Source organism: Acinetobacter sp. SM34, from assembly GCF_022012365.1.
In the GTDB taxonomy this organism is placed as follows: Bacteria; Pseudomonadota; Gammaproteobacteria; order Pseudomonadales; family Moraxellaceae; genus Acinetobacter.
This window is the reverse complement of record NZ_JAKLTP010000004.1, coordinates 133753-148264: the sequence shown is the minus strand read 5'-3', so window position 1 is coordinate 148264 and position 14512 is coordinate 133753. Positions and strand designations below refer to the sequence as shown.

12 protein-coding genes and 1 riboswitch are annotated in these 14512 nt (G+C 44.5%); of the genes, 11 read left to right on the top strand and 1 reads right to left on the bottom strand.

What is annotated here, in order from left to right; translation table 11 throughout:
• The first annotated feature begins 16 nt into the window (after positions 1-16).
• From LZZ98_RS05130 to lpxC, 5 genes are all read left to right on the top strand, one after another.
• Positions 17-946 (top strand): D-alanine--D-alanine ligase, encoded by a 930-nt coding sequence (locus tag LZZ98_RS05130; protein WP_237786930.1) that lies wholly within the window; start codon positions 17-19, stop codon positions 944-946.
• Between the two features lie 3 nt (positions 947-949).
• Positions 950-1804: a cell division protein FtsQ/DivIB gene (locus LZZ98_RS05125; protein ID WP_237786929.1), complete on the top strand. Its 855-nt coding sequence runs from the start codon at positions 950-952 to the stop codon at positions 1802-1804.
• Between the two features lie 71 nt (positions 1805-1875).
• Positions 1876-3138 carry a cell division protein FtsA gene (gene ftsA / locus LZZ98_RS05120; protein WP_086199010.1) on the top strand — a complete coding sequence of 421 codons (1263 nt, stop codon included), beginning with the start codon at positions 1876-1878 and terminating at the stop codon, positions 3136-3138.
• Between the two features lie 160 nt (positions 3139-3298).
• Positions 3299-4489, top strand: coding sequence for a cell division protein FtsZ (gene ftsZ, locus LZZ98_RS05115; protein ID WP_086174698.1), 1191 nt, complete (start codon positions 3299-3301; stop codon positions 4487-4489).
• A gap of 124 nt (positions 4490-4613) precedes the next feature.
• Complete coding sequence (gene lpxC / locus LZZ98_RS05110; protein WP_237786928.1) at positions 4614-5516, top strand: UDP-3-O-acyl-N-acetylglucosamine deacetylase; 903 nt, start codon at positions 4614-4616, stop codon at positions 5514-5516.
• Positions 5517-5613: 97 nt separating this feature from the next.
• On the opposite strand, the gene LZZ98_RS05105 is transcribed toward lpxC, so the two are convergent.
• Positions 5614-6054, bottom strand: coding sequence for a DUF721 domain-containing protein (locus tag LZZ98_RS05105; protein ID WP_086174696.1), 441 nt, complete (start codon positions 6052-6054; stop codon positions 5614-5616).
• 107 nt (positions 6055-6161) lie between these two features.
• Here LZZ98_RS05105 and LZZ98_RS05100 point away from each other — a divergent pair, with 107 nt between their 5' ends.
• The 6 genes from LZZ98_RS05100 to LZZ98_RS05075 all read left to right on the top strand — a co-directional run bounded on the left by LZZ98_RS05100 (position 6162) and on the right by LZZ98_RS05075 (position 14354).
• The gene (locus tag LZZ98_RS05100) at positions 6162-6851 is read left to right on the top strand and encodes a M23 family metallopeptidase (RefSeq protein WP_086174695.1); all 690 of its coding nucleotides are present in this window, start codon (positions 6162-6164) and stop codon (positions 6849-6851) included.
• Between the two features lie 283 nt (positions 6852-7134).
• Positions 7135-9849, top strand: coding sequence for a pyruvate dehydrogenase (acetyl-transferring), homodimeric type (gene aceE / locus LZZ98_RS05095; protein WP_237786927.1), 2715 nt, complete (start codon positions 7135-7137; stop codon positions 9847-9849).
• A 2-nt stretch (positions 9850-9851) separates the two neighbouring features.
• Positions 9852-11888 (top strand): 2-oxo acid dehydrogenase subunit E2, encoded by a 2037-nt coding sequence (locus LZZ98_RS05090; RefSeq protein ID WP_237786926.1) that lies wholly within the window; start codon positions 9852-9854, stop codon positions 11886-11888.
• A gap of 226 nt (positions 11889-12114) precedes the next feature.
• A riboswitch (yybP-ykoY riboswitch) is annotated at positions 12115-12260 on the top strand.
• Between the two features lie 73 nt (positions 12261-12333).
• Positions 12334-12912, top strand: a complete 579-nt coding sequence (locus tag LZZ98_RS05085) for a TMEM165/GDT1 family protein (protein ID WP_237786925.1) — start codon at positions 12334-12336, stop codon at positions 12910-12912.
• 182 nt (positions 12913-13094) lie between these two features.
• Positions 13095-13892, top strand: coding sequence for an MBL fold metallo-hydrolase (locus tag LZZ98_RS05080; protein WP_086174783.1), 798 nt, complete (start codon positions 13095-13097; stop codon positions 13890-13892).
• A gap of 96 nt (positions 13893-13988) precedes the next feature.
• Entirely contained in the window at positions 13989-14354 is a 366-nt protein-coding gene (locus LZZ98_RS05075) for a YkgJ family cysteine cluster protein (protein ID WP_237786924.1), read from the top strand.
• Positions 14355-14512 lie beyond the last annotated feature (158 nt).

The following is a 14512-nucleotide window of genomic DNA, read 5'->3' as shown; positions in this document are numbered from 1 at the left end:
GTTTAAGGATATAAACGTGGCAAATGCTTCAAAATTCGGCAAAGTTGCCGTGTTGCTTGGTGGTAAATCGGCTGAGCGCGAGGTTTCTCTAGATAGTGGTAAGGCGGTGCTTGAAGCATTGGTACGCTCGGGGGTGAATGCCGAAGCTTTTGATCCTCAAGAACGTAGTGTGACTGAACTGGTCAACTATGACCGTGCCTTTATTGTGCTGCATGGTCGTGGTGGGGAAGACGGTCAAATTCAGGGTACGCTGGAGTGGTTGAACCTGCCTTATACCGGTACCGGTGTACAAGGTTCTGCTATCGGTATGGACAAGGTGAAAACCAAGCAGGTATGGCAAGGTTCAGAACTGCCAACTGCGCCATATCGCATTGTGACCAAAGATTCTGATCTGGATGCCATTGTGGACAGTATCGGTTTGCCATTCATTATCAAGCCGGTACATGAAGGTTCAAGTATTGGCATGAGCAAAGTTGAACGTAAAGAGGACTTTGCTGATGCGATTGCCAAGGCGACTGAACATGATGCAGTGGTGATGGCGGAAAAATGGATCACTGGCCGTGAGTTCACCATTGTGATTTTAAATGGTCAGGCTTTGCCAATCATTCGCTTGGAACCACCAAAAGATGTGGCATTCTATGATTATGAAGCCAAATATAACCGTAATGACGTGCAGTACGGCATTCCATGCGGTTTAAGCGAAGATGAGGAAAAGCGTCTGCAAGCTTTGTGTTTACGTGCTTTTCAGGCCGTAGGTGCAAGTGGTTGGGGGCGTATTGATGCCATGCAGGATGAACAGGGCAACTTCTGGTTATTGGAAGTGAATACTGTTCCGGGCATGACCAGTCATTCACTCGTACCAAAGGCTGCCAAAGCTGTTGGTTATAGTTTTGATGAATTGTGTGTGGCTATTTTAGAACAAACTTTAACGGCTGCGGCTCACTAAACTATGGCTCAACTCCCTGCTTCAATGCGTCGTAAACGAGCAGCAATTACTTCAATTCATGATAAGCCACCTACACGTAAGGAAAAGCTTACGAATCTGGGTGGCTGGTTATTGATGCTGGTTGCACTTGTAGTATTGGCTGTGGGGATATATGGTCTGTATGGCGTCATGACTGATGCGCGGGTGGCAGAACTGAATGTGGTGGGTACCCGTTCAGAGGCTGAAAATCGCCAGGTCACGACCCATGTGGCACCCAAAGTAACGGAAAATTATTTTACTTCTGATCTGGAACAAATCCGGGATCAGGCTTTAGAGTTGTCTTGGGTTGATCGTGTGGTGGTCTCACGCGCATGGCCAAATTCAATTCGTGTGCGAGTGATGCCTCGTCATGCCATTGCCCGTTGGGGAACCGGGCGATTATTGAGTGATAGTGGTGATATTTTTGCAGAAGTGGTTCCGCAAAATAACCAGAAATTACCTTTGCTGCATGGCCCTGCTTCTCAGTCAAAAATGATGATGCGTCGCTACAATGAAATTAATCAGTTATTCCTGCCGGTCAATGTTCGTTTAAAAGAATTATATTTAACAGAACGTATGACCTGGTTCATGCAGTTTGATTCAGGTTTACGCATTATTGTGGATCAGGATCAGACCATGGGTAAACTTCAACGCTTGAGTCATCTGGCACAAAGTGATTTAAAACCAGTTTGGGCTAAAATTTCGTCAGTGGACTTGCGTTATCGAAATGGATTGGCCATACAATGGAAGAATTCAGCACCCCCGAATATTGTAAATGGTCATTTTGTTGTAACGATTGATGACACAAGCATTGCAGATGCGAGAATGGTAAAGCCATAATTGAGCGGCTTTATATAAAATAGAGGCTTAAGGCCATAAATTAACTAAACACGTAATGGTAGTAGTAGATAATGAATGAAGCTGTTCCCTCGGTTGTTGCGATTGACATTGGGACACACAAAGTTTCAGTTTTGATTGGTAAGGTACATGCGCCAGACAATATCCAAGTGATTGGGATGGCAACCGCTCGTAACCGAGGCATGAATAAAGGGAAAATTGTTAGTCTCGACAAGGTCATCACTGCAATTAAAAATGCCGTACAAGAAGCAGAAGATATGGCTGAATGCCGGGTGCATTCCGCTTGGATTTCCATTCCAAGTGCAGAATTAAAAAGCTTTTATGCATCAGGTCGTACACCTATTGAAAATAGTGACCATACAATTACAACAAGCGAAGTGGTTCGTGCGCTCGAGTTGGCCAAAGCCAGCCATCTGACTTCAGATCATTATCTGGTCAGTGCGGTACCTTTGGGTTTTGAATTGGACGATTCTGCTGAGTGGGTGCAAAATCCGATTCGCATGTCTGCACATAGCATGATGGGGCATTATCAGCTGATGATGTTGCCAATCAGCACCATGCAGAACCTGGATCGTGCATTGAAAGGGGCCAATATTGGCGTCGAGAAAATGGTGGTCTCCTGTTTGGCGACTGCTGAAGCCAGTTTGCTGAAAGATGAAAAAGAATATGGTGTATGCTTGGTCGATATCGGTGCCGGTACCACCAATATTGCCGTGTATCTGGATGGTCGTCTGGCATTGACGCATACTTTGCAACGTGGTGGTGAACATGTCACTCGTGATATTGCTGCGGTATTGCAAACCACGACCGAAGAAGCTGAACGCCTGAAGTTGTTATATGGCTGTGTTGACCTGAAAGTGGTCAAACCTGACCATATGATTCAATTTCAGGGCATTGATGGACCACAAACCATCAGCCGCATTGAACTGGCGGAAATCATTATTGCGCGTTATGAAGAAATTCTGACTCAGGTTCATCAGGAGTTACAGCGTAATGGGGCCATTCATGGTTTGTATCATGGTGTGGTACTGACTGGTGATGCCAGTCAAATTGAAGGCATGGTAAATTTGGCACGTCATATGTTGGGTGTTTCAGCGCATTTAGGTAATCCGCCGGTACAAGTGCATGCTGACGAACAGAATCAGGCTGCTTTACGTCGTTCACAATATACGACTGCTGCCGGTTTGTTGATGTTTAGCCAAAGTGATACGCAAGATACCATTGTAGAAGCGACAGACCCTGAAAAACTGACTGTCTTTAAGCGGGTAGGTCGGGCATGGTCGGCGTTAAACAATCAGTTAAAATCGATATTTTAAGTGAAATTTATTGGGAATATTGTTAGGAAGTTGTACGTCTAACGGCTTGTACTTGACAAGCATGTAGTTGGACAGCATCCTAAAACACAATTTTTATTAAGATCAAGGCAGTATACGGGCTTAAGTGACTGCCAATTACGAATTAGGAAATCCAAAGGTCATGGCCTCATTTGAATTTTTAGAAGATGATCAAAACGATAGCAACGGTCAAGCCCGTTTCACTGTATTTGGTGTTGGTGGTGCTGGTGGTAATGCTGTACAACATATGCTTGAATCCGACATTCAAGGGGTAAAATTTGTTTGTGCCAATACCGACAAACAAGCTTTAGACCGTATGAATGCCCAATTCAAAATCCAGCTGGGTGAGCAAAGCACACGTGGTTTGGGTGCAGGTGCAAATCCTCAGGTAGGTCAAACTGCTGCTGAAGAAAGCCGTGAAATCATTCGCCAGCATCTGGAAGGTACCGATATGGTATTCGTCACTGCGGGTATGGGTGGTGGTACAGGTACCGGTGCTGCGCCAGTGGTCGCTGAAATTGCGAAAGAAATGGGTATTTTGACCGTTGGTGTGGTGACTACACCTTTCAACTTTGAAGGGAAACGTCGCCAACAGTCTGCTGAAAAAGGCATAGAAGCTTTAGAAGCGCATGTCGATTCACTGATTATTATTCCTAACCAGCGTTTGCTTAAAGTGTTCCGCGACATTTCAATGAAAGATGCGTACAAAAAAGCAGATGATGTATTGCTGAATGCAGTGCGCAGTATCTTCGACCTTGTGGTTCGCCCAGGTCACATCAACCTTGACTTCGCCGATTTGAAAACTGCCATGAGTACGCGTGGTTATGCCATGATGGGTGTGGGTTCGGGTCGTGGTGAAACCCGTGCGCGTCAGGCGGCTGAACAAGCAATTCGCAGTCCATTGCTCGATAACGTGACGATCATGAATGCCAAAGGTATCTTGATTAACGTGACCGGTGGTGATGACGTGACTTTCGGTGAAATTGAAGAAATTACCGATGTAGTCAATCAGATAGTCGATCTGGATGAAGGTCAGGTGTTCTACGGTACTGTATTTGATCCGGATGCACGTGATGAAATTAGCGTGACTGTGATTGCAACAGGTTTAACCCGAAATTCAGCCGATTCTGCAGATGCGGTAAAACGTCCAACTTCCCAGCCTGTGACACGCCCTTCTAGTCATGTCGCTCAGGCTGTAGTTGAGGATGATGATGTTCCGGCAATTCAACGTCAACACAACGAGACTAGTGCCGCACCTGCTCCAACCGTGGGTTCAGCACGTCCAACCCCAATGAGTATTCAAGATTACTTGAAAAATCAGCAACGTAAGTAAAGATAGAGCTAGGTAATCTGTATAGATTCAGCAGAAAAGGTAGTCTTAAGGCTACCTTTTTGTTTTTTATCAATGGCTAAATATGCTAACGTATAGCGGTTTGATGAGCAGATGATAGAAAAACATGTTGAAACAGCGCACCCTAAAGCGTGTCGTGAAAGCGAGCGGTATTGGTCTTCATAGTGGGCAAAAAGTCTTAATTAACTTTGTGCCGCACCATGTGGATGGGGGCATTGTATTTCGACGTATCGATTTAAATCCGCCGGTGGATATTCCAGCAGATGCTATGCTGATTCAAGAAGCATTCATGTGTTCTAATCTGGTTCAGGAAAATGCCAAAGTCGGTACTATTGAACATGTCATGAGTGCAATTGCCGGACTGGGAATTGATAATCTTATTATTGAAGTTTCTGCTTCAGAAGTACCGATTATGGATGGTAGTGCCGGCCCATTTATTTACTTGCTAATGCAAGGTGGTCTGGCTGAACAAAATGCGCCGAAGAAATTTATAAAGATTTTAAAACCTGTTAAAGCGCTCATTGATGATAAACGCGCTGTATTTCATCCTCATGACGGTTTTCAACTCAACTTCACCATCGATTTTGATCATCCTGCATTTAAAAAAGAATACCAGTCCGCAACCATCGATTTCTCTACTGAAACTTTTGTCTACGAAGTCAGTGGAGCACGTACCTTTGGTTTTATGAAAGATCTGGATTATTTAAAAGCCAACAATCTGGCATTAGGTGCCAGTCTGGAAAATGCCATTGGAGTGGATGAAACCGGTGTAGTCAATGAAGAAGGTTTGCGTTTCTCGGACGAGTTTGTGCGGCATAAAATTTTGGATGCAGTCGGAGATTTATATCTCTTGGGACACCAGATTATTGCCAAATTTGATGGCTATAAGTCTGGCCATGCCTTAAATAATCAATTATTACGCAATGTTAAAAGTGATCCAAGTAATTACGAAATTGTAACATTTGATGACATTACTCAATGTCCTATTTCTTATGTAAGTGTGACATAAGTCATTGTCTTTTAATGCGAGTGTTATAATATAACAAAATGAATTGTTAAACAGTTCACATATTTTTTTTATTAATTCAAAGGTATGCCCGTATTGGTTACTTTTTATTGCTTGCCAAACGTAGCATAGCTTGGCTAAGCTTAGGATCGCTTACAAAGTCGGCAGCACCACGAAGTAAGTCTTGAGTATCTGGACTAAGGGATCGGGACAGAGATTGGGGTTTTAGAGGGGCTTGCGTCTGAATTCTTAAACGTACTTGCAGTTTTTGTAAGTCTTTAAATTCAGGTAATTGTAACAATTGGGCGATATATTGCTTTTGAAGATATGCAAGTTGACTAATCATAGCTTGATTTGCACCTGTAATTGTCAAAATGCCATGTTGATAACAAACAACTTGCCATTGCTCTGGTTGGGGCAATAGCGGTTGAATGAGTTTTGTAAGTTTCTGCCATGCAGCAACTTGTGTAGAGAGAAACGTAAAGTTTCCTGTTTTTAAGTGTTTTCTTGTTTGTTGAAAGACGTTCACTGGTTCCGACATACATTGTTCCTACATATTTGTGTCTTAATCTTACGCACTTCTTTTAGTGGATATCAAGGAAGAGATCACGCAAGGACATTGACTAAGAACAGTTAAAAGAGGTTTTTATGCATACGCGACGTATTTTATTAGCGTTTTCATTGGCAGCTTCTGCCGCATCTGTAGCTTTTGCAGATTTAGTCGAATTAAATCCTAGCTCCAACAATGCATCGGTAGATCGCATTGAACAATTGACCCGTACTTTGGCTCAAGGGTCTTATGCAGAATCAAATGACATTGATCTTCCTGCTGATACCAGAATGAATGTTCAATTGCGTGAAAAAACAATTGAATTAAACAATGAATCATTGGCTAAAAAATATGGTTCAAAGAATTCACAAACTTATTCTGCCAATGCTTACTCCTGGCTAGTATCTCATCCTCTTCCAGCCATGAAACGTGTGAGCTCAGACTTTGGTGGCCGTAGCATGGCGGGGCGAGCTGAACATCATTCAGGTTTAGATTTGTCTGCTCCAAGTGGTACGCCTATTTATGCGACTGGCCCGGGTGTAGTGACTAAGTCAGGTTGGGGTACCGGTTATGGCCAATACGTGGAAATTAATCACGGCAATGGTTATTTGACCCGTTATGCACATGCATCCCGTTTGATTGCCCGTGTTGGCGATCGTGTGGAAGCAGGCGAGCAAATTGCCAATGTAGGCTGTACTGGTCGTTGTACCGGCCCACATCTACACTATGAAGTAGTCAAAGATGGACAACGTAAAAATCCATCCCCTTATTTAGCAATGCTGCCATAAGTGGATAACGACAATTGAAAACTACAGGTATTTGCATATTCATTAAAGAGTAACTCTAAGGCTGTTAGAGCTTTCGAATATAAGAGTATCATTCAAGAGAATAGTTATTGTATAAAAAACCGCCCATATTGGCGGTTTTTTGTTTTATTGCGTAAAGAATGGTCAACAAGTATTTATTATCTAAATAATAGTGCTATTCCGTATTCAGCTGTAGCAATAACTGATGCTCTTTAAAGTATGGTACATATAGAGACTATAAATAAGCTCAAGGAACAGGTGAAATATGGCGTTTTATGGTGATACCGACGCGCAAGAAACCCAAGAATGGCAAGACGCATTTGACTCGGTTTTGCAGCATATGGGTACAGAGCGTGCTGCATTTTTATTAGAAAAACTCTATCAGCGCGCGATTGCCAAGCATGTTCCCATTCAGCGTCTAAATACTCCTTACTTAAATACCATTTCTGTGGATGAAACCCCGGCCATGCCAGGTGACCAAGATATGGAACGCCGTATCCGTGCATTGATTCGCTGGAATGCCTTGGCGATGGTGTTACGTGCCAATAAAACTGGTGACGACCTCGGTGGTCACCTGGCAAGTTTTGCATCTTCTGCAACCTTGTATGATGTCGGTTTTAACCACTTCTTCCGTGCCAATAGCGACCACTTTGGTGGTGACATGATCTATTACCAAGGTCACTGTGCACCAGGGATTTATGCACGTTCATTCCTTGAAGGCCGTTTGACTGAAGATCAACTGAACAATTTCCGCCGTGAAGTGGGTGGCAATGGTTTACCGAGTTATCCGCATCCTTACTTGATGCCGGATTATTGGCAGTTCCCGACCGTATCGATGGGTCTGGGTCCGATCATGTCGATCTATCAGGCGCATATTCAAAAATACCTGATGAACCGTAGCCTGATTAAAGAGGAAGACCGTAAGGTCTGGGCTTATCTTGGCGATGGTGAGATGGATGAACCGGAAAGTACAGGTGCGATTTCGCTTGCCGGTCGTGAAAAGTTAGACAACCTGATTTGGGTGGTGAACTGTAACTTACAGCGTCTTGATGGTCCGGTGCGTGGTAACGGTAAGATTATCCAGGAACTTGAATCCTTGTTCCGTGGTGCCGGCTGGCGCGTGATTAAAGTGGTATGGGGCCGTCATTGGGATCCGCTGCTTGCCAAAGATGAGTCAGGCGCTTTAAAAGCCGTGATGGAAGAGGCGGTTGATGGTGATTATCAGCGTTATCAAGTCAAAGGTGGTGCGTATACCCGTGCACACTTCTTTGGTAAATACCCAGAAGCAGAAGCATTGGTAAAAGATTTAAGTGACGAAGATATCGATAACTTAAATCGCGGTGGTCACGATCCATACAAAGTCTATGCTGCGTATGCTGAAGCGATGAAATCGACAGGTCAACCCACAGTTATCTTAGCCAAGACGGTAAAAGGTTATGGCTTATCTGAAGAAATTGAAGCGGTGAACAAAACCCACCAAATCAAGAAAATGCAGCTTGAATCATTAAAGTATGTACGTAATCGCTTTAACTTGCCATTTACCGATGAGCAGCTTGAAGAAGTTCCATTCTACCGTCCAAGTGAAAATTCGCCTGAAATTAAATACATGAAGGCGCGTCGTGAAGCATTGGGTGGCTATCTGCCTGCACGTCGTAAAGAAAGTGAAGTTTTGGCAATTCCAGAGCTTTCAGTGTTTGATGCCGTATTAAAAGGTTCAAACGGCAAGCAACAATCAACCACGATGGTCATGGTCCGCTTAATTTCAGCGCTGCTGAAAGAAAAAGCCATCAAAGACCGCGTGGTTCCGATCGTACCGGATGAAGCACGTACCTTTGGTCTGGAAGGCATGTTCCGTCAGTTGGGTATCTATGCTGCACATGGTCAGAAATATACTCCTGAAGACCAAGAACAGCTGATGAACTATCGTGAAGCCAAAGATGGTCACATGTTGCAGGAAGGGATTAACGAAGCCGGCGCGATGAGTGCATGGGCAGCCTTGGCGACCAGTTATTCAACCAATAACCTGCCGATGATTCCGATGTACATGTACTACTCGATGTTCGGTTTCCAACGTATTGGTGACATTGCCTGGGCAGCCGGTGATGCACAGGCTCAAGGTTTCTTGCTCGGTGCGACTGCCGGCCGTACCACATTGAACGGTGAAGGTTTGCAGCATCAGGATGGTCATTCGCACATTCTGGCCAATACCATTCCAAACTGTGTGTCTTATGACCCATGTTTCGGTTATGAACTTGCGGTCATCGTACACGATGGTTTGCAACGCATGTATGTCAATCAGGAACGCGTGTTCTATTACCTGACCGTGATGAATGAAAACTATGAGCATCCTGAAATGCCACAAGGCGTTGAAGAAGGCATCAAGCGTGGTATGTATCTGCTTGAAGAAGATGAAAAAGCCACTGTCCAGCTGATGGGTTCAGGTGTGATTCTTCGTGAAGTGATTAAAGCAGCGAAAATCTTGCGTGATGAATACCAGATTCACTCGAACGTGTGGAGTGTCACCAGCTTCAACGAACTGGCACGTGATGGCATGGCGTGTGAAGAATACAACCGCCTGCATCCATTGGCTGAAGAAGCGAAGGAATCTTGGGTGTCACAACAATTGCGTGAAACTGACGGTATTGTGGTTTCTGCAACTGATCATATGCGTGCATACAGCGAACAGATCCGTGCCTATCTTCCAGACAACCGTCCATTCGTAGCCTTGGGTACTGATGGTTACGGCCGTTCAGATACCCGTGGCAATTTGCGTAGTTACTTCGGTGTGGATGCCGCGCATATTGTCGTGGCAACCTTGAAGAAACTGGCTGATGAAGGCGAGGTTGATGCGCGTCTGGTGAAAGATGCCATCTCCAGCTTCGAACTTGATACTGATCGTCCAGTCGCTTGGGCACCTCAAGCACACCCTGAAGTTCAGGCAGTGGCTGACTATAAAGAACAATCAGGTGAGGAGAACTAAGCATGCAAATCAAAACACCTGATATTGGGGTAGACAAAGCCACCGTTGCTGAAATTTTAGTGAAAGTGGGCGATAGCGTTGCTGTAGATGACAGCCTGGTGTTGCTTGAGTCAGATAAAGCCTCTGTTGAAGTGCCAAGCACTTCAGCAGGGATCGTGAAAAGTATTACGGTTGCAGCAGGCGATGTGGTGTCTGAAGGTTCGGTGCTGATTGAACTGGAAGCTGAGGATGGTTCAACAGGCACGACTGAAGTCCAAGAAGCAGATGCTTCACAGAAAACTTCGGAAAATACTCCGACCTCGCTGCCTGATCAGGAAATTATGCAAGAACTGGCATCCCATCAACCAGCAGCTTCTGCACCGAAGGCTCCGACTGGCAGCGCTTCAGTGGTTGAAGTACAAGTACCTGACATTGGGGTAGAAAAAGCCCTGGTCGGTGAAATTTTGGTCCAGGTGGGTGATGAAATCGCTGTTGATCAAAGCATTGTGGTGGTTGAATCCGATAAAGCCACTGTAGAAGTGCCAAGTACCGTTGCTGGTACGGTTGAGAGCGTTGAAGTTCAGGCAGGCGACACGGTCAAAGAAGGTGTGGTTCTGCTCAAAGTGAAAACAGCATCTTCAGCTGTTGAAGCAGCGCCAAGTACAGCTTCTACAACAGCATCTTCTACAGAAACAGCTTCTGTGAATGTGCCAAAAGCAGAAGCGGCGGTTCAGGCGCCTGCAACCTCTGCACCAAGCGGAAACATTGAAATTGCTGTGCCTGATCTGGGTGTAGATAAAGCTGTAGTGGCGGAAATTTTAGTTCAAGTCGGTGACACGGTTGAAGCGGATCAAAGCATTATTGTGGTTGAGTCCGACAAAGCCACCGTTGAAGTACCAAGCTCATCGGCAGGGGTGATTAAAGCCATCCACGTCCAAGTAGGGCAAAATGTCTCACAAGGTGTGGCCTTGGTGACCATCAAAGCGGAAGGACAGGCAGTAGCTGCTGTAGCTCAGCCAGCCAAAGTTGAAGCTGCTCCCGCAGCCAAAGCAGCACCTGCTCCGACAGCAGCGCCACAAGCAGCTACATCTGTAGAGCAAGTACCGGTTCAATCGGCTGATAAGCTGACTAAAGAGCAAAGTGCTGCTAATGCCAAGGTATATGCTGGGCCTGCGGTACGTAAGCTAGCTCGTGAGTTGGGCGTGGTCTTGGCTGAAGTCAAAGCTTCGGGTGCCCATGATCGCTTGATGAAAGAAGATGTGTTTGCCTATGTAAAAACACGTCTGACAGCTCCGCAAGCAGCTCCTGTTGCACAGGCTGTAATCCAAGTTTCTGGTTTACCTAAATTGCCTGATTTTAGTGCTTTTGGCGGTACTGAAGAAAAAGTAATGACACGCTTACAGCAAGTATCTGTACCGCAGTTGTCGTTGAATAACTACATTCCACAGGTGACCCAGTTTGACCTGGCGGATATTACCGAGCTTGAAGCATGGCGCGGTGAGCTCAAGGCCAAGTTTAAACAGGATGGCATTAGTTTGACGATTCTGGCTTTCATTGCCAAAGCAGTCGCTCATCTGTTGAAGGAAGAGCCGTATTTTGCTGGCCATTTGGCGGACGACCAAAAATCGGTATTGCTGCGTAATGAAATCCATATGGGGATTGCCGTGGCAACGCCGGATGGTTTGACTGTGCCGGTACTGCGTAATCCAGATCAAAAATCAATTAAGCAAATTGCAGTTGAATTGGGTGAACTGAGCAAGAAGGCACGTGACAAGAAATTGTCACCGAAAGACTTGCAGGGCGCCAACTTCACTATTACCAGCCTGGGTTCAATTGGCGGTACTGCATTTACCCCATTGGTGAACTGGCCTCAGGTGGCGATTTTGGGTATTTCACCTGCCACCATGCAACCGGTTTGGAATGGTACAGGTTTTGATCCTAAGCTGATGTTGCCGTTGTCATTGTCTTATGACCATCGTGTGATTAATGGCGCAGATGCAGCACGCTTTACCCATAAGCTGACCAAATTGTTGGCGGATATCCGCAGTCTGTTGCTCTAATTTCAGTTTAGGCTACACAAAACCCTGCTTCGGCAGGGTTTTTTTGTGAAAGCTTTGGTATTGAGAACATACACAGACTCATTTTTATGATAGGGATAAGACGCTGAACACAGCCGCTTAAAATGATCTTTAATGCAATTTTAGCCATGGATAGCAATGTTTAGCATTATCCTGAAATGATATTTTTAAAGTCATTTGAAAAAAATTATCTTTCAGCTTAAAATACATGCACTTCATTGGGGAGTAGCCGCTTTTTACGCAATGTAAAAAGGTGATGGTCAACATAATTGTTCCACAGAACATGGTCATCATAGCAAAGAACCAAATGATCTTTTGATCATGATTTTCTTTTTGTTGGCAAGACCTTTGATTTACCACTCTGCTCAATTTGGCTAGCAGGAGGGGTGAGTCATAGGTTTTATTATGCTAGCCAGAGAAATACATCATGCTTTCAGCCTTCCTGATTTCTTTAGCTGTTGTTGCCTTGTCCGAAATGGGTGACAAAACTCAATTGCTGGCTTTGCTGCTGGCTGCGCGTTTCCGTAAACCTGTACCAATTCTGATCGCAATTTTCCTGGCGACTGTGGTTAACCATGGTATTTCCGCTGTACTGGGTCAATGGATTACCACTGTGCTGAGCCCGACCGTATTGTTATGGATTGTTTCCCTGGGATTTATTGGGATGGCGGCGTGGATGCTGATTCCAGATGAATTGGATGATGAAACTGAAAGCATTAATAAATGGCAAAAATATGGCGTTTTTGGTGCCACGTTTGTTTTATTCTTTCTGGCAGAAATTGGTGATAAAACCCAGATTGCTACCGTGGCCCTTGCCGCGCGCTTTGACAGTATAGGCTGGGTGACATTGGGTACCACCCTCGGGATTATGCTGGTCAATGCTCCTGCAGTCTTTATTGGTAACAAACTGGCAGAAAAACTACCGATTTCACTGATTCATAAAATTGGTGCAGTTGTGTTTTTGGTGATTGGTGTGGTGGCACTGGTGCAACATTATTTCTTTTAAATTTGAATAGCGTTAAAAAAATCCTGGTATTTTTGTCGGGATTTTTTTATTGTGAAATACCGCACAATTTACTGATAAATCTACCAATATTCAGATGTTATTTTGTTGTAAATTTCCATGAATCCCTATATGTTGAGAGGAATTAAAAATTTAGTCTAAAAACGATATTTTGGGGAATGGGTATGGCGTTTGATCGCACCACATCACAGGTACTATTTGATAATGGTACGCATAAATGTATTAGTTTTACCAGTTTAGTGAAAGGTGAAGGTGTACAGGCAAACCAGTTTTTAATCCTAGATCATGAACGTGCTGCAGTGCTTGATCCAGGGGGTGACTTGACCTATGTTCCATTGACGATGGAACTGAACAAATATACCCGTCTAACCAATCTTGATTATGTCATGGCATCCCATCAGGACCCTGACATTATTACTTCTATGCCACGCTGGCTGGTCTATACCGAGGCCAAAGTGGTAGCATCCAAATTATGGGCACGTTTCTTGCCGCATTTGAACTCGGCTTTCATGAGCGACCGGATGAAAGGGAACTGGCTGGATCGTCTGGTTGAGCTGCCTGACCATGGTCAGGTGATTCCGTTGGGTGAATCGAGCATTGTTGCTGTTCCGGCACATTTCCTGCACTCGGTCGGTAATTTCCAGTTTTATGATCCGATTGCTAAAATTCTGTTTTCTGGTGATATGGGCGCATCCATGGTAGATGATGCCTCTAAACCACTGGAAAATTTTGCTGCACATATCCCGAAGATGAAAGGTTTCCATCAACGTTATATGTGTTGCAATAAAGTGATCCGTCTTTGGGTACAAATGGTTCGTACCATGGACGTGGAAATGATTGTGCCGCAGCATGGTACACCATTCATTGGCACAGAGCAGGTGAATCAATTTCTGGACTGGATTGAAACTCTGGAATGCGGTGTCGATTTAATGGATGAAACCGTATTTACCTATCCCGAATAATAAATCTTAAATAGATGAAAAAAGCTTGAGTTAAAGCGCAACATTTTTTAAGATTTTTGCACTAAAAAATATGTCAGATGACGAGAACTTATAAGAATGTTGTCTCAAGTACCCACTCAGGATGCCTGTTTAAGCTGTGGCGCTTGCTGCGCCTATTTTCGAGTTTCATTTTATTGGGCAGAAGGGCTTGCCATGCCCGAACACTATACGGAACCTGTAACAGCGGTATATTCGTGTATGGCGGGAACCAATCAAAAGTCACCGCGCTGTATTGCCCTGACCGGTGAAATAGGCAAGCAGGTCAGTTGTGGCATGTATGAGGCACGCAGCTCCTCATGCAAAGAAGTGCAAATTGCCGATGAGCAATGCAATAAGGCCAGACGGGCGCATAGCATGATCCCTTTTGTGCCGCTTGAATCTTTTGAGTCGACCAATGATGAAGATTTTGATCAGGTCTGCTAATCGAGTACCCGCTCAAATTTACATGCTCATGCATTAAAATGACTGTTTTTTAATAAAAAAGTTGGCCGATATTCAGTAATGTAAATTTATTTTGCATTGCTGTTTGAAATTAGCATGAATAAAACTGTTTTTTTTGTTTATAATAGCGCACGGAAATT